We start from the raw sequence: 15,421 nt of genomic DNA, 5'->3' as shown, positions 1-15,421 counted from the left end.
CGGCCGGTCCGGTTCACCCGATTTACGGCAGCAGGGCCGTGACGTCGGCGTAGGCCGGCGGGCTCAGCGGCAGGTCACGGCCGTCTCGCACGGCCAGCGCGGTCCCGGCGGCGGCCGCGAGCGCCATCCGGTACGGCAGCGAGCCGAGGCTGACCCGCGCGACGCCCAGCTCCGCCAGCCCGGCCAGGGTGACCTTGCCCGGCAAGAACAGCAGGTTGAGCGGCACGCCGGCGGCGACGATCCGCTCGACGTCGCCCGGCTCGGCGAGGCCGGGCACGAAGACGCCGTCCGCGCCCGCCGCCGCATACGCCCGCACCCGCCGCTCGGCCTCGGCGAGCGAGCGGTCGCCCGCCCAGTGCGTGTCGGTCCGGGCGTTGACGAACAGGCTCGGCACCCGGTCCTTCACCGCCTTGACCAGCGCGCACTGGACGTCGGCCGCGGCGAGCGAGCCGTCGGCGCGGCCGTCCTCGAGGTTGACGCCGGCCGCGCCGGCGTCCGCCAGTTCCGCCGCGAGGTCGGCGACGGCGGCCGGGTCCGCGCTGAAGCCGTCGGCGATGTCGACGCTGACGAGCACGTCCAGCCGCGCCAGGCGGCGGGCGAGGGCGACGGTCGCGTCGCGCGTCGACGGCGCGCCGTCGGGCTCCCCCGCCGCCGCGGACACGCCGAGGCTGGTCGTGCCCAGGGCACGGAAGCCCTGCGCGGCGAGGAAGGCGCCGACGCCGAACTCCCACGCGTTGGGCAGCAGCAGCGGAGAGCCGGGGACGTGCAGGGCACGGAAATCTTCCATGCCCCGAATCTAGGTCCGCGACGCTTCGGCGGGCACCGAAGCGAACTGCGCCAGCACCCCCGGCACGGCCTCGGCCGCGAAGGCGAGCCCCTCGGCGGCATCGGCGTCGCGGATTGCGTAGGCACCGGCACCCGCCGCGGTGGTCGCGGTGAACGTCGCCAGCCCGCGACGGCGCTGGAACACCGACTGCCGCACGGTCCAGCCGATCACCCCGTCCCGCGTGAGCACGGCCGTGCTCCGCCGGACCGAACCCGCGCGCGTCACGAGGTAGCGGCCGCGGGTGCCGTGCCCGAGGCCGCGGTAGGCGTCCCGGGCCAGCAGGACCGCCACCGGCAGCGCGACGACGGCGAGGGCGCCGCCCGCCACCAGCAGGACGTCGGTGAGCAGCGCGCCGAGCAGCAGGAGGACGAGCACCGGCACGAGCGCGGCGGTGAGCGCCCACCGCAGCCGCCGTCCGCGGGCCGCCACCGGGTGCGGCACCAGCTCGACAGCTCCGATGCGCTCGCCCAGGACTTTTTCGGCCACGTCGTGCGCCACGAGCTTCGGGGCCACGGGCAGGAGCGTCTTGGCTTCGGTCTTGTCGTCGTCCTGCGGCCTGCCGGTGGCGATGGCGTCCACCCGCGCGGCGCCGGCGAGCCGGGCTCCGAGCGGCTCGACCAGCTCGACGCCGCGCAGGCGCCGCTCTTCGACGGTGCTCGACCGGGTGGTGAGCAGGCCGCGCCGGACGAGCAGGGTGCCCCCGGGCTCGCGATCCAGCCGGTAGTTCGCCCACATCTCGGCGAACAGGCCCACGGCACCGGCCACGCCGGCGACCATCGCCAGGGCCAGCAGGAGCAGGATGCTCACGGCGAGGGGCAGGTCGCCGAACAGCTTCAGCAGCCAGTTCAGCAAGCCACCGCCGGCCCCGAACCAGTCCGCGACCTTGAACAGCCCGCCGAACGCGGTCAGCCCGAGCGCCGGGGCGACGAAGGAGACCGGCGCGTAACGGATCCAGCGTGGGTCGAGTGTCGCGAGTGGACCGCCGGTGGCCGGTTCGGGGAGCCGGTGCAGCAGCTGGGTGCGCAGGGCTTCGGCGTCCGCTCTGGACAGCGGCGAGAGGGTGATGTTGTCGTGCTGTCCGGTGCCGATCGACAGCGCGGCGACGCCGAACGCGCGGTGCAGCGGGTTGGCGGTGAGGTCGACGCTGCGGATTCGCTCACGCGGCAGGGATTTCCGCGTGTGGACGGCGAAGCGGAACTCGATTTCGAGGCGTTCGGGCGTGCAGCGGAAGCGGGTGCAGCGCCAGCGGACGTACTCGGCGAGCACGCCCGCGCCGACGAGGAGCACGGCGGCCGGGACGAGCCACGGGGATCCGGTTCCGATGGCGGTCGGAACGCCCGCCGAGACGGCGAGGCCGGCCAGGAAGACCGCGGTGACGCCGAGAGTGCGCCGGTCCAGACGACGCCAGCCGTCCGGGCCGGAGGGCCGCTCGGCGCTCACGTCGCATCCCCGGGCGTGGCGTCGGTGCGTTCGGTCAGGCGCTCGGCGACGTCGGCCGCGAGCCGGGCGTCGAGGCCGCGGAGCTTCACCGCGCCGCGCGCCGAGGCCGTCGTCACCGTGACCGTCGCCAGCCCGAAGCGCTGCTGGAGGGGGCCGCGCAGCGTGTCGACCGTCTGGACCCGCGACAGCGGGGCCACGCGCCACTCCTGCCACAGGAAGCCCGATCGCGCGTAGACCGCCGTTTCCGTGATCTCCCAGCGGTGCAGGCCGAACCACCACCGCGGCAGCACCGCGCACCACGCCACGCCGATCACGGCCACGACGGCGGCCGGGCCCAGCAGCCAGGCCGCGGCCGGCGGGATCAGCAGCCCGAGGGCCGCGAGCACCAGCGCCACCGGCACGAAGACCAGCGCCCCCTGTGCGCGCCACCAGGCGATCGCTCGACGGTCGAGTGCGTGACGCGGCGGCCTCAGCCGCACTGTTCCGGTCCCCACCGGATACCCCCCCTGGTAGTTTGGCAATGCGATCGCATCGTAACAGCGGATGCCGGGCGTTCGCAATGCGATCGCATGACAACGGGAGCGAGCTTGCCCAAACAGGTGGACCACGAGCAGCGCCGGGTGCAGATAGCCGAGGCACTGCAACGGCTGACCACGCGCGCCGGGCTGGAAGGCGTCAGCCTGCGGCAGGTCGCGGCCGAGGCGGGCATGTCCATGGGGTCGGTGCAGCACTACTTCAAGTCGAAGGACGAAATGCTGCGGTTCGCCCTCGAACACCGCCACAAGCTCCGCACCGAGCGGATCTCGGCGAAGATCCTCGCCGAAGGACGTCCGACGCCGCGGTCGATCCTGCGCGCGTGCCTGGTGGAGATCCTGCCGCGCGATCCCGACAGCGAGGCCGACTTCCTCATCGGCGTCGCCTACTTCATCCGCGCGGCGGCGGACCCGGCAATGGCGAAGGCCTTCGGCGAAGGCATGCCGGAACTCCTGCAGTTCTTCGCCGATCAGGTCCGCCAGGCGCAGGAAGCGGGCGATGTCCCGGCGTCGGCCGACCCGGCGATCGAGGCGTCCCTGCTGTGGGCGATCGCGGACTCGCAGGGCTCGGAGATCCTGATGGGCCAGCGCACCCCGGCCGAAGCTGTGTCCACAGTGGACTACTACCTCGACCGCCTCTTCTCCGCGGGCGGCTCGCGCACCTGAACCGATCAGCCTCCGCCCCCACCCGAACTGGCCGCGAGGTAGGCCGTGCGAGCGGCCTGGAGTTCGCGGATCACCTTGCGCAGGGCCGGGACCGTCGCGCCCGCCTGGTCCGCCAGCCGGGCCAGGCGCTCGCGGCGACGGCGGCGCTCGCCGCGCGGGAGGACCGCGCTCAGCTCGGCCGCCGCGGCCAGCGACGTCAAAGCCGCCACCTCCGCCGGTACCGGTGAGTCGCTGCGCAACGCCGACACCACCTCGTCGCGCAGCGCCGCCGCCGTCGCCGCGTCGCGGACCACCGGACGGCGGCGCGGGAACAGCCCCAGCACGCGAGACGTCCGCAGCGTGAGCACGCCCGCCGCGTCGAGCTGGGCCTCCAGGGACTGCAGCGTCCCGCGGGCGCCGCGGCGCACCCACGCGCGCCACTTCCGGTGCGGGTCGGCGGCGAGCTCGGCGAGCAGGTCGTCGAGCACCAGGTGCCCCGTCCCGCCCGCGCCGCGGACCTCCGGCCGGCCGGCCGCGTCCCCGACCAGGCCGCGCAGCACCAGGTCCGTCAACGCCGCCGCGCGGACCAGCAGCGCGACGCGGTCCCGGTCCGGCAGCCGGTCGCGCCGGGTGTCGCACGCCAGCAGGTAGGCCCGGGCGGGCAACGACAGTTCACTCATCCCCATTCCCCTCTCGGCAACCGGGACCCGCCGGCGTCGGGCAGGGAAGCGACGCCGGCGGGCACCGTACGCACGGCGAATGCCGGGGACATCCGCCGTCTCCCTCTCACCGCGTGGCCCCAGTCCACCGGTTCCGGGGTCCCCGGCGATACCCGACGAGGAGGGTGATCACCGGCAACTTTCGTTGCACGCCCGGGGCGGCGGCGCCGGGGGGCGGTTACCGTGAGGCGCGTGACCATCGCCCGGCGGCCGTTGTGGCCGAGCCGCTCCGACGGCGGCTGGCTGATCTTCGCCGCCCTCGCGTTCGCCGGGATGAACACCCTCTTCTTCCTCCTCGGCGACCGGACCACCGGCGCGTGGGGCCCGGCGGCCGGGCTGGTCCTGCAGATCGGCTGCGACCTCACGCTCGTGCTGCTGTTCCGGTTCCCCGGGCCGGTGTGCGCAGTCGTCACCGCGGCGGCGGTCGCCATGCTCGCGTCCGACACCTTCGCGCCCGGCCTGCTGGTGCCGGTGCAGCCACTCGCCCTCACGACGGTCCCGACGATCGCGCCGGTGATCCTGTCCCAGGCGGCGCGGGTGCTGGACCGGCGGACCGTGCTGTGGGTGGCCGGCGTCCTGGCCGTGATCGCCGCGCGGCCGTGGACGCCGAGCTGGGCGACCACGCCGTTCGGCCTGCTCAGCACCGCGCTGCCGGCGCTGGCGTCGCTGTACTTCGAGGCGCGGCGCCAGCTTCTGCAGTCGCTGCGCGACCGGGCCGAACGCGCCGAACGCGAGCAGCACCTGCTCGCCGAGCAGGCCCGCGCGGCGGAGCGGCGCCGGCTCGCCGGCGAGATGCACGACGTCGTCACCCACCGGCTCAGCCTGATGGTGCTGCACGCGGGCGCGCTCGGCGTGACCTCACCCGACCCGGCGGTGCGGACGGCGGCCGAGGACATCCGCCGCGAAGGCGCGCTGGCGCTGGACGAACTGCGCGACCTCGTCGGCGTCCTGCGCAACGAGACCGAGCCCGGGCCGCGGACGCTCAGCCCGGCGGAGCCCGGCGATCCGGCCCGGCTGGTCGAGGAGTCCCGGTCGGTCGGGGTGACGACGGAACTCGTGGTGCACGGCGATCCGGCGGAGCTCTCGCCGACCGTCGCGCGCACGGCGTACCGGCTGGTGCAGGAGGCGCTGACGAACGTGCGCAAGCACGCACCGGGCGCGTCGGCGCGGGTCTCCCTGCGCTACCACCCGGGTGGTCTGGACGTCTCGGTGGACAGCACGGCGGCGGCCCGGCCGCCCGACCCGGCGCTGGCGGGCAGCGGTTCCGGGGCCGGGCTGACGGGGCTGCGGCAGCGCGTCGAACTGGTCGGCGGCCGCTTCGACGCGGGCCCGGTACCCGGCGGCGGGTTCCGGGTCGGTGCGATACTGCCCGCCTACGTCCCGACAGCGGAAGGCACGCACAGTGATCCCGGTGCTCGTGGTCGATGACGAGCCGATGGTGTGCGCGCACCTGCGCACGATCCTGGGCTCGGCCGGCGACATCGAGGTCGTCGCGCAGGCGGGCGACGGCGCCGAAGCCGTCGAGGCCGTGGTCCGGCACCGGCCGCGCGTGGTGCTGATGGACCTGCGGATGCCGGGCGTGGACGGGCTGACGGCGATCGCGCGGATCACGGCGCTGCCCGACCCGCCGGCGGTGGTCGCGCTGACGACGTTCGACGCGGACACCTACGTGATCCGGGCGCTGCGTGCGGGTGCGGCGGGGTTCTTGGTGAAGTCGACGCCCCCGGAGGACCTGATCGGCCTGGTCCGGGTGGCGGCGGACGGCCACACGGTGCTCTCCCCGTCGGCCGCCCGCCGGCTGGTGGCGTTGTCTTCGGACGGCCGCGAACGCGGCGAAGACGCGCGCCGGCGCATCGCCGATCTCACCGAGCGCGAGCGGGACGTGCTGGCGTGCCTCGGTTCCGGACTGTCCAATGCGGACATCGCGGCGAAGCTGCACCTGGCCGAGGCGACGGTGAAGAGCTACGTCTCGCGCATGCTGGTCAAGCTGGGCTGCACCAACCGGACCCAGGCGGGGCTGCTGGCCCACGAGGCGGGGTTGGCTGCCCGCTAAGAGAACAGCAGCGGGAAGGCGTGCCAGATCGCCCAGCCGTTCAGCAGGAACCACCCGCCGATCCACAGCGGCGACGGCATTTTGGTCTGCTTGGCCAGCATGGCGGCATCGTCGGTGTGACCGCGGAACCCCTTCAGGCGGCGGTTCGCGACGAGAACCTGCACGGCGCTGAGTCCACTGGTCAGCAACAGCCAGGCTTCGGTGTAGGCGATGGCGGTGCGAAGCCAGCCCGGGGCGTAGCGCAGAGCCGAGTACACGACCGCACCCACCACGACGATCATGATGAAGGTGCGCGGGTCCCGGGCGAGCAGCAGGAGGAACACCATCGCCGCGAGGGTCAGCACGAGCACGGCCGAGACGTGCCCGCGGTGGAGGAGAGCGGCGGCCCCCAGCCCGGCCAGTGGCGGCATCGCGTAGCCGGCGGCGGAGACCAGGACGCTGCCCAGGCCCGCATGGCCGTGTGAAACCGTCAAGCCGCTTTCGGCGCTGTCGATCTCGACTCGGCGGACACCCCCGCCCACCAGCAGCGCCACCACCGCGTGGCCGCCTTCGTGGAAGAGGGTGCCCAGCACGTTGGCGTTGCGCAGGAGGCTTCGCCGGCCGTTGGGTGGCGTGACGACCGAGATCAGCGTCACCGCGAAGGCGAACAACGCGGTGATCGCAACGACTCCCCAACCCGGAGGGGGCACCGTCTCGTTGAGCACCGCGACAGTGTCGCCGCGGACGGGGCGGCAGAACCCGTACTGCGACGGTTTGTCCAGGAGCTGTCCACTGGACGCCCGGCTACGCGGACGCGGGCGTGTGCTCCGCGTCGTAGGCGTCCCGGGCTTCCCGGACCGAGGCCATGTGCTGGCGGGCCCAGCGGTCGAGCATGTCCAGGGGCTCGGACAGGTTGCGGCCCAGGGACGTCAGCTCGTACTCGACCTTCGGCGGGATCGTCGGGTACGCCGTGCGGGCGAGGATGCCGTCGCGGACCAGGCTGCGCAGCGTCTGTGTCAGGACCTTCTGCGAGATGCCGTCGACTCGGCGGCCGATCTCGGTGAACCGGAGCGGGCCGTCCTTCAGCGCGCCGACGATCAGCACCGTCCACTGGTCGCCGATGCGGTCGAGCAGCTGGCGGGTCGGGCAGTTGCGGTCGTACGGATCGGGCTCCACGGCGCGCCTCCTCACTCTCCTGGGGAGAGTAACACGCCGTTCAGGCGGTGGCGGCCAGCCCGGCGGCGACGCGCTTGACGAAGGAGCCGAGGAACCACCGGTAGAACCAGCCGGTGCCGGGGATCTTCGGCGTGAACGTCGAGTGCCAGTGGATGTCGGTGCCGCCGTCCCGCGGGGCGAGGTCGACGTAGGCGACGTAGTCCCGCAGCGGCAGGCCGTGCTCCAGCGCGTAGCCGAACCGGCGGCCGGGCTCGAGCGCGACGATCTTCTCGTACGAGCGGACGCCGTTGGTCTTGAACAGCCGGATCGCGCCCAGGCCCTCCGGTTCGCCCTCCCCTTCGCGGACGAGCTCGAACGACCCCAGCGGCGACCACGTGGGCCAGCTCGCGCCGTCCCGCAGCAGGGCGTACACGGCGTCGGCCGAGGCAGCCGTCCTGGCGTGCACCGAAATACTTTGTACCATTTGGTACGTGTACCATCTGGTACATGATCGGCACAAGCCCGCGCGCCAAACTGCTCGACGCGGCGATCGACCACATCGCCCGCCACGGCGGCGCGGACCGGAGCCTGCGGGCGCTGGCCGCGGACCTCGGGACCAGCCACCGCATGCTGATCTACCACTTCGGTTCCAAGGAGGGCCTGCTCACGGCGGTGGCGACCGAGGTCGAAGCCCGGCAACGCGCCGCGCTGGCCGGCCTCGACCCGGCGGACGCGGGCCGCGAGTTCTGGCGGCGGCTCACCGACGAAAGCCTGCGCGCCAACGAAAAGCTCTTCTTCCAGCTCTACGGCCAGGCCCTCGGCGGCACCCCGGGCACGGCGGAGTTCCTCGACGGCGTCATCGAGGACTGGCTCGGCCCGATCGAGGCCCTGCTCGCCCGGTACGGCGTCCCGGAGGCCGACCGGCCCGCCGAAGCCCGGCTCGGGCTCGCCGTGGCGCGCGGGCTGCTGCTCGACCTGGTCACCACCGGCGACCGTGAAGCCGTCGACGCCGCCATGGAGAAGTTCTTGGCGCGGTACGAAAACCCGTGATGCACTGACGCGATGCGACTGCTACTGGGGTTCTCGGCCGCACTGCTCACGACGGCGGGGCTCGCGCCCGCGGCTTCCGCGTCACCACCGGAAAGCCGGCCGGTCCATTCCTACGCGGACGCGATCCGCGAGACGGCGTGGGTGGAGACCGGCACCGACAACGACCACGACGGACGGCCCGACCGCGTCGCCGCCGACGTCATCCGGCCCGCCGCGCGGGGGCGCGTCCCGGCGATCCTCGACGTCAGCCCGTACTACGCGTGCTGCGGCCGGGGCAACGAGACGCAGAAGAAGACCTACGCACCGGACGGCACCCCGCTGCAGTTCCCGCTGTTCCTGGACAACTACTTCGTGCCCCGCGGCTACGCGGTCGTGCTCGCCGACGTCGGCGGGACGAACCGGTCGTCGGGCTGCTTCGACGACGTCGGCTCCGGCAACGCGGTCGTCGACTGGCTCAACGGCCGGGCGAAGGCGTTCGACGCCCCCGACGGCGGCCGGCCGGTGACCGCGGACTGGGCCACCGGGGCCGTCGGCGCGATCGGCAAGTCGCAGGACGGCGCGACCGCGATCGGGATGGCCGCCTCGGGCATCGCCGGGCTCGAGACGATCGTGCCGATCGAAGGCGTCGCCGACAACTACGCCCAGGTCATCGGCAACGGCGCACCCTTCGCCACGCCGGAGAACACCGGGTCGTCCTTCACCTACAACGAGCGCGCCGCCGAGCTGTGCAAGCCGTTCGAGGCGGACCTCAAGGCGCGTGCGGGCACGAACGGCGACTACAACGCGTACTGGCAGAGCGTGAACCACGTCCCGCGCGTCGGACAGGCGAGCGTGCTGATCGCGCAGGGCTTCGGGGACTGGGTCGTCGCGCCGAACCAGTTCGCCCGCTACTGGGACGCACTCGGCCGGGCCGGCGTCCCGCGCAAGGCGTGGCTGAGCCAGGCCGGCCACACCGACCCCTTCGACCTGCAGCGGGCGCAGTGGGTCGAGACGCTGCACCGCTGGTTCGACCGCTGGCTGCTCGGCCTGCGCAACGGCGTCGAGCGCGAGCCCGCCGTGCACCTCGAAACCGCGCCGGACCGCTGGACCGACGTCCGGAACTGGCCGCCCGCGACGGCCCCGGCGACGTTCCGGCCGTCGGGTGACGGCACGCTGGGCCGGCACGGGTCGGGCACGGCGAGCGTCACCGACGATCCCGCCGTCACCCGCGAGCAGTGGGCGGCCGGGGTGTCGGCTGCGCGGTTCACCGGCGCTCCCCTGACCTCGGCGGTGCGGATCGCCGGGTCGCCGTCGGTGACGGTCACCGCGTCGTCGGACAAGACCGCCGCCCGGATCGGGGTCGCGCTCGTCGACTACGGGCCGGCCGAGCTGCGCAACACCGCCGAGTACGGCAGTGGCGTGCGCACCCTGGCGACGCGGTCGTGCTGGGGCGCCAGTACCGATACCGACAGCGCGTGCTTCCTCGACACGGCCGCCGACGTCGTGTCCGCCGACCACCGGATCGTCGCCGCCGGCTGGGCCGATCTCGGGCACCACGCGTCGCTGTGGCACGGCGAGCCGCTCGTCCCGGGCCGGGCGTACACGATGACGTTCAGCCTGACCGCGCTCGACCACGTCGTGCCGGCGGGGCACCGGCTCGGGCTGCTCCTCGGCGGCACCGACGGGCTGCTGTTCGACCCGGCGCTGCCGACCTTCGGCGACACGCTGACGTTCGACCTCGCGCGGACGTCGGTCACCGCCGGCCTTACAAAGCCCGAACACTAGGCGGACGCCCTCCGAACACCGCACGGCCAGAGTTTCCCTCGTACCCCCGAACGGATACGAGGAGAAACGATGCGAGGAACCACCTGGACGCGGCTCGCGCTGGCGGGCGGCGCGAGCGCGGCCTGCCTGCTGGTGGCGGCGCCGCTGGCCTCGGCCCAGACCACGTCGCCGGCGCCGGTCGCGCCGATCACGCTCAGCCCCGAGGAGTCGCAGCAGGTCTGCGGCGACTGGGTGCCCAAGCTGCAGAAGAAGGCCGACAACCTGGAGAAGCGGATCAACGGCGGTCCCGAGGTCAAGGGCTCGGTCGCCAACCTCAAGGCGCGGGCCCAGGACCAGCGCACCGCCGGGCACGAGGACCGCGCGAAGAAGCTCGACGACCGCGCCACCAAGCGGCAAGGCCGCATCGGCGAGCTGGACGCGGCCAAGCAGAAGCTCGACGCCTTCGCGTCCGCGCACTGCAAGCCGGCCAAGTGAGGGGCGCGAGGGTCGCGGCGGCGGTCGGGGCCGCCGCGCTCATCGCGCTCGGCTGCTCGGCCTGCCGCGACAACCTGATGGGGTCGCCGTCCGGCAGCGCGCCGGCGCCGGCGTCGGTGTCGTCTTCCGAGCTGAGCGGGATCGAGTCGACGCTCAACGGCATCGAGTCCGACATGAACAGCGATGGCTCGCCCTGACCGGCTAGCGTCTCCCCTCTGAACCACGGCGGAGACGGGAGCAGGCATGGGGTCACCGGGACGCGGCCTCGTCCTCGTGGTCGAGGACGAGGCCGCGATCGCCGAGCTGACGGCGCTCTACCTCAAGCGCGACGGCTTCGGCGTGCACGTCGAGGCCGACGGCGGCCGGGCGCTGGACGCCGTCCGGCGCCTCAAGCCGGTGGCGATCGTGCTCGACATCGGACTGTCCGGAATGGACGGGATCGAGATCTGCCGGGCGCTGCGCGCGGCCGGGGACTGGACGCCGGTGCTGTTCGTCACCGCCCGCGACGACGAACTCGACCGGCTGCTCGGCCTGGAGATCGGCGCGGACGACTACCTGACCAAGCCGTTCAGCCCGCGCGAGCTGGCCGCCCGGGTGCGGACGGTGCTGCGCCGGACCGCGGGGCCGACGCCGGCCGCGGAGACGTACGCCGTGGGCGGCGCGCGCGTCGACGTCTTGCGCCGCCGGGCGTGGGCGGGCGACGTCGAGATCTCGCTGACGTCGACCGAGTTCGACCTCCTGACGCACCTGCTCCGGCACCCGGGGCAGGTGCTTTCGCGCGACCAGCTGCTCAGCGCGGTGTGGGGCTACGCCGCGGCGGCGGGGACGCGCACGGTCGACGTCCACGTGGCACAGCTGCGGGCGAAACTGGGGCCGTCGAGCCCGATCCGGACGGTGCGGGGCATCGGCTACGCGGCGGACCCGGCATGAGGTTCCGGGGCACGCTGGCCGGGCGGATCACGCTGGTCTGCCTGGCCGTCGCGGGCGTGGCGGTGATCGTGGCGGGACTGGTCGCGTCCCGGCTGATCCGGACCACGGCGGACAACGCACTGCAGTCGTCGCTGGCCGCGCAGGCCGACGTCGTCGCGTCCCAGCTGGACGAAACGGGCATCGGCAACCGGCTGGGCGTCGGCAAGGTGGCCGACGTCGTGCGCGGGCAGGGCATCTCGGTGGTGGTCCGGCGCTCCGGCGGGCAGCCGCTCGGGGAGGGCGCCGCCGTGCAGGCCGCGGTCAAGGCCGGGCTCGGCGCCAACCAGTCCCAGCGCGTCACGGTGGCGGGGTCGCAGTACCTCGTCGAGACGCGGGTGGTCGGGCCGCGCGGAGCGGCGTTCGCGCTGGTCCTGCCGACGCGGAACGCCCAGGCGACGCAGCGGGCGCTGGTGCGCAACATCGCGCTGGCGCTGGGGATCGGGCTCGTCGTGGCGGCTGCGGCGGGGTTCGTCTCGGGGCGGCTGCTGGGCCGTCCGCTGCGCCGGGCCGCGCTCGCCGCGGGCTCGCTGCGGGCGGGACGGCGGGACGTGCGGGTGCCGGTGCAGGGGCCGCGCGAGGTGGCGGAGGTGGCCGGGTCGCTGAACTCGCTGGCCGACGCGCTGGCCGTCAGCGAGGCGCGGCAGCGGGAGTTCCTGCTGTCGGTGTCCCACGAGCTGCGGACGCCCCTGACGGCGGTGACGGGCTTCGCCGAGGCGATCGCGGACGGCGTCGCGACCGGGCCGGACGCGGTCCGGGCCGGGCAGACGATCCAGCGGGAGGCCGCACGGCTGGAGCGGCTCGTCACGGACCTGCTGGAGCTGGCCCGGCTGGGGGCCGACGAGTTCCGGCTGGACGTCGCATCGCTGGACCTGGCGGCGCTGGTGCGCGACTGCGCGGAGGTGTGGCGGCTGCGGTGCGAACGGGAGGACGTCGCGCTGTCGGTCTCGGCACTCGCGTCGCCGGTCCTGGTGCTCGCGGACGCGCGGCGGTTGCGCCAGGTCGTCGACGGGCTGGCGGAGAACGCCCTGCGCGTCACCCCCGCGGGGGCACCGATGGTGTTCGCGCTCACTTCCGACGGGACGTCGGCTTCCCTGGCGGTCCGCGACGGCGGCCCGGGCCTGGCGCCGGAGGACTACCCGGTGGCGTTCGAGCGCGGCGTCCTGAACGCGCGCTACCGCGACCGCCGCCCAGTCGGCTCCGGCATCGGCCTGGCCCTGGTCCACGGCCTCGTCACCCGCATGGGTGGAACGCTGACGGCCGGCCCGGCCCCCGAAGGCGGCGCCGCCTTCACCCTGACGTTCCCCCTCACCTCCACCACCGTCCCCCTCCCCCGCCCCTGACCGTGTCGTCCCTCCAATCACGCGTGTCGTCTCGCCAATCACGCGAGTCGTCCCGCCAATCACGCGAGATACCCTTCCAATCACGGGAGATACCCCGCTGATCACGGGCGATGCCCCTCCAGGTACGCCGGCGACCGTTCAGGTACGCGAGTTCGCAGGTCCGGGACGCGGGACTCACGTGATCGGGGCCGGGACTCGCGTGATCAGACGGGCATCTCGTGTGATTGGGGAGACATCACGCGTGATTGGGAGGTCATCTCGCGTGATTGGAGGGACGACACGGCCGGGCCTTAGGGTCGGGGGATGGAGATGCTGCACCTGCGCTACTTCGTCGCGGTCGCCGAGGAACTGAACTTCTCCGCTGCCGCGCGGAAGCTGCACATGGCCGCGTCGCCGCTCAGCCAGCGGATCAAGGACCTCGAACACGAGCTCGGGCAGCAGCTGTTCGACCGCAGCACCCACCACGTCACCCTCACCGACGCCGGGGCCGCGCTGCTGCCGCTGGCCCGGGACGTCCTGGAGCAGGTCAGCGCCATTCCGTGGAAGCTCCGGGAGGCGACCACGCCGCAGCGCAGCACCGTCTTCCTCGGCATGCCCGCCGGGGTGCACCCTGACCTGCGGGAACGCGTCAACGCCCTCGCCGGGCGCGTCCGGGACAGGTACGAGCTCAAGCGCTGGCCGGGCACCACCGCCGATCTCGTGCAGGGCGTGCACGACGGGAAGCTCGCGCTCACCCTCGCCCGGCTGCCCGTCACCGATCCCGCACTGGAACAGCTGCCCGTGATGACCGAACGGCTCGGGGCCGTCGTGCCTGCCGACCTGTTCGCCGGGCGGGACTCCGTTTCCCTGGCCGAGCTGACCGAATTCCCGTACGTGGCCTCACCAGGCGAAATCGTCCCCGCCTATTTCGACCAGCTCGATCACCAGCTGAGCGAACTCGGCGTCAAGAAACGCATCCGGCTGACCAACACCGGCTACGGCGGGACGTCCGAAATCATTTCCAGCGGCGAAGCCTTCTCCATTTCCATGCTCGACGAGAAGAGCCCGATGCACGGCTACCGGCTCGACAACGTCACCGTGCTGCCGTTCACGGATTTCCGCCCCCAGCTGGACACCGGCCTGCTCTGGCGGCGCGACCGCACCGACGGCGACCTGCGTGAGCTCGTCGAAGCCGCGAAAGAGATCTTCGCCGAACCGCTCAGCAGCTAGAACAATGGTATGACCACCAGAGTCATACCATTGTTCGCATCATGATCATTCCCTTTTACGCCGGACGCGCCTACGTTCGTAAGTAGAGCGAACAAGCAAGGCACGAAAGGACGAAAAGATGACGACCGGACCGCTGGACGGCGTGCGCGTGATCGACCTCTCCACCGTGGTGATGGGCCCGTACGCGGCCCAGATCCTCGGCGACCTGGGCGCCGACGTGATCAAGATCGAGTCCCCCGCGGACACCGTGCGGGTGGGCCAGTACCGCACCACGCCGGGCATGACCGCGCTGAACCTCAACGTCAACCGCAACAAGCGCAGCGTCGCCCTCAACCTCAAGGACGAGACCGAGCGCGCGCAGGCCCTCAAACTGATCGACACCGCCGACGTGCTGATCACCAACATGCGCCCCGGCGCGCTGAGCCGGCTCGGCCTGAACTACGCCGACGTCGCCGAGCGCAACCCGCGCCTGGTCTACGCCCACGCGCAGGGCTTCCGCAGCGATTCCCCGCAGGCCGGCAACGCCGCCTACGACGAGACCGTGCAGGCCTCCTCCGGCCTGGTCGACGTGGCCAACCGGGCGCTGGGCGAGCCGGTCTACCTGCCGACGATCATCGGCGACAAGGTTTCGTCGCTGACCATCGCCTACAGCGTGCTCGCCGCGCTGGTGCACCGCGACAAGACCGGGCAGGGCCAGCAGATCGAGATCCCGATGACCGACACGCTGCTCGCGTTCAACCTGGTCGAGCACCTCGCCGGACACACCTACGAGCCGGCCGAAGGCCCGACCGGGTTCGCGCTGTCGATGACGAAGGGCCACGCCGCGGTCCGCACCAAGGACGGCCTCGCCTGCGTCATCCCGTACAACCCGAAGAACTTCCGCGACTTCTTCGCGGCGGCCGAGCGCCCCGACCTCGCCGAGGACCCGCGCGTGAACGGCGACGCCATCGACCGCGCCGACAACGAGTGGCTGAGCGTGCGGATCGCCGAGTGCGCCCCGGCGCTGACCACCGAGGAGTGGGCCGAGGTCTGCGCGAAGCACAGCATCCCGATGGCCCCGGTGCTGGAGCTGGACAAGGCCCACGAGGACCCGTACGTCCGCGACGGCCACCTGCTGGACACCGTCGAGCACCCGAGTGAAGGCGCCATCCGCACGGTCGGCATCCCGGTGAAGTTCTCCGCGACGCCCGGCTCGATCCGCCGCCTGGCCCCGCTGGCCGGCCAGGACACCGCCGAAGTCCTCGCCGAACTGAACTGAGCCGAAC

General features: G+C 73.1%; 18 protein-coding genes. 11 read left to right on the top strand and 7 right to left on the bottom strand.

All coding sequences use genetic code 11. The features are described from left to right. Positions 1-22 precede the first annotated feature (22 nt). From AB0M93_RS12290 to AB0M93_RS12280, 3 genes are read right to left on the bottom strand one after another with little or no spacing between them, the layout of a single operon-like run. Positions 23-787 carry an isocitrate lyase/phosphoenolpyruvate mutase family protein gene (locus AB0M93_RS12290; protein ID WP_364271738.1) on the bottom strand — a complete coding sequence of 255 codons (765 nt, stop codon included), beginning with the start codon at positions 785-787 and terminating at the stop codon, positions 23-25. A 9-nt stretch (positions 788-796) separates the two neighbouring features. Then, positions 797-2,266 (bottom strand): PH domain-containing protein, encoded by a 1,470-nt coding sequence (locus AB0M93_RS12285; protein WP_364271735.1) that lies wholly within the window; start codon positions 2,264-2,266, stop codon positions 797-799. Next, positions 2,263-2,760 (bottom strand): PH domain-containing protein, encoded by a 498-nt coding sequence (locus AB0M93_RS12280; protein ID WP_364271732.1) that lies wholly within the window; start codon positions 2,758-2,760, stop codon positions 2,263-2,265. Before AB0M93_RS12280 ends, AB0M93_RS12285 begins: the two co-directional genes overlap by 4 nt. Before the next feature lie 93 nt (positions 2,761-2,853). On the opposite strand from AB0M93_RS12280, the gene AB0M93_RS12275 reads away from it, so the two are divergent. After that, the gene (locus tag AB0M93_RS12275) at positions 2,854-3,465 is read left to right on the top strand and encodes a TetR/AcrR family transcriptional regulator (RefSeq protein WP_364271729.1); all 612 of its coding nucleotides are present in this window, start codon (positions 2,854-2,856) and stop codon (positions 3,463-3,465) included. Positions 3,466-3,470: 5 nt separating this feature from the next. On the opposite strand, the gene AB0M93_RS12270 is transcribed toward AB0M93_RS12275, so the two are convergent. Further along, entirely contained in the window at positions 3,471-4,124 is a 654-nt protein-coding gene (locus tag AB0M93_RS12270; RefSeq protein ID WP_364271726.1) for a GPP34 family phosphoprotein, read from the bottom strand. A gap of 231 nt (positions 4,125-4,355) precedes the next feature. Between AB0M93_RS12270 and AB0M93_RS12265 the strand changes: the two genes are divergently transcribed. Continuing rightward, positions 4,356-5,591, top strand: coding sequence for a histidine kinase (locus tag AB0M93_RS12265; RefSeq protein WP_364271723.1), 1,236 nt, complete (start codon positions 4,356-4,358; stop codon positions 5,589-5,591). Then, positions 5,566-6,216, top strand: a complete 651-nt coding sequence (locus tag AB0M93_RS12260; RefSeq protein WP_364271720.1) for a response regulator transcription factor — start codon at positions 5,566-5,568, stop codon at positions 6,214-6,216. Before AB0M93_RS12265 ends, AB0M93_RS12260 begins: the two co-directional genes overlap by 26 nt. Here the strand turns inward: AB0M93_RS12260 and AB0M93_RS12255 are convergent. The 3 genes from AB0M93_RS12255 to AB0M93_RS12245 all read right to left on the bottom strand — a co-directional run bounded on the left by AB0M93_RS12255 (position 6,213) and on the right by AB0M93_RS12245 (position 7,834). Further along, a complete protein-coding gene (locus tag AB0M93_RS12255; protein ID WP_364271717.1) occupies positions 6,213-6,920 on the bottom strand; it encodes a M50 family metallopeptidase in 708 nt (235 codons plus the stop codon). The genes AB0M93_RS12260 and AB0M93_RS12255 overlap by 4 nt on opposite strands. A gap of 79 nt (positions 6,921-6,999) precedes the next feature. Next, positions 7,000-7,371 carry a helix-turn-helix domain-containing protein gene (locus AB0M93_RS12250; RefSeq protein ID WP_364271714.1) on the bottom strand — a complete coding sequence of 124 codons (372 nt, stop codon included), beginning with the start codon at positions 7,369-7,371 and terminating at the stop codon, positions 7,000-7,002. 40 nt (positions 7,372-7,411) lie between these two features. Next, positions 7,412-7,834: an SRPBCC family protein gene (locus tag AB0M93_RS12245; RefSeq protein ID WP_364271711.1), complete on the bottom strand. Its 423-nt coding sequence runs from the start codon at positions 7,832-7,834 to the stop codon at positions 7,412-7,414. 23 nt (positions 7,835-7,857) lie between these two features. Here AB0M93_RS12245 and AB0M93_RS12240 point away from each other — a divergent pair, with 23 nt between their 5' ends. The 8 genes from AB0M93_RS12240 (at position 7,858) to AB0M93_RS12205 (ending at position 15,414) form a co-directional block, all read left to right on the top strand. After that, positions 7,858-8,400, top strand: coding sequence for a TetR/AcrR family transcriptional regulator (locus AB0M93_RS12240; protein WP_364271708.1), 543 nt, complete (start codon positions 7,858-7,860; stop codon positions 8,398-8,400). Positions 8,401-8,412: 12 nt separating this feature from the next. Next, positions 8,413-10,164, top strand: coding sequence for a CocE/NonD family hydrolase (locus AB0M93_RS12235; RefSeq protein WP_364271705.1), 1,752 nt, complete (start codon positions 8,413-8,415; stop codon positions 10,162-10,164). A gap of 69 nt (positions 10,165-10,233) precedes the next feature. Continuing rightward, positions 10,234-10,638 carry a hypothetical protein gene (locus tag AB0M93_RS12230; protein ID WP_364271702.1) on the top strand — a complete coding sequence of 135 codons (405 nt, stop codon included), beginning with the start codon at positions 10,234-10,236 and terminating at the stop codon, positions 10,636-10,638. Further along, entirely contained in the window at positions 10,635-10,835 is a 201-nt protein-coding gene (locus AB0M93_RS12225; RefSeq protein WP_364271699.1) for a hypothetical protein, read from the top strand. The genes AB0M93_RS12230 and AB0M93_RS12225 overlap by 4 nt, the downstream gene beginning before the upstream one ends. 46 nt (positions 10,836-10,881) lie before the next feature. Further along, a complete protein-coding gene (locus AB0M93_RS12220; RefSeq protein WP_364271696.1) occupies positions 10,882-11,568 on the top strand; it encodes a response regulator transcription factor in 687 nt (228 codons plus the stop codon). Continuing rightward, complete coding sequence (locus AB0M93_RS12215) at positions 11,565-12,947, top strand: HAMP domain-containing sensor histidine kinase (protein WP_364271693.1); 1,383 nt, start codon at positions 11,565-11,567, stop codon at positions 12,945-12,947. The genes AB0M93_RS12220 and AB0M93_RS12215 overlap by 4 nt, the downstream gene beginning before the upstream one ends. A 303-nt stretch (positions 12,948-13,250) precedes the next feature. Further along, a complete protein-coding gene (locus AB0M93_RS12210) occupies positions 13,251-14,156 on the top strand; it encodes a LysR family transcriptional regulator (protein ID WP_364271690.1) in 906 nt (301 codons plus the stop codon). A 118-nt stretch (positions 14,157-14,274) separates the two neighbouring features. Beyond that, the gene (locus AB0M93_RS12205; protein WP_364271687.1) at positions 14,275-15,414 is read left to right on the top strand and encodes a CoA transferase; all 1,140 of its coding nucleotides are present in this window, start codon (positions 14,275-14,277) and stop codon (positions 15,412-15,414) included. Positions 15,415-15,421: the final 7 nt, after the last annotated feature.

It is taken from the genome of Amycolatopsis sp. NPDC051102 (assembly GCF_040682815.1).
Taxonomy (GTDB): domain Bacteria; phylum Actinomycetota; class Actinomycetes; order Mycobacteriales; family Pseudonocardiaceae; genus Amycolatopsis.
The sequence above is the reverse complement of the archived record's forward strand: the minus strand, read 5'-3'. Positions and strand labels throughout refer to the sequence as shown.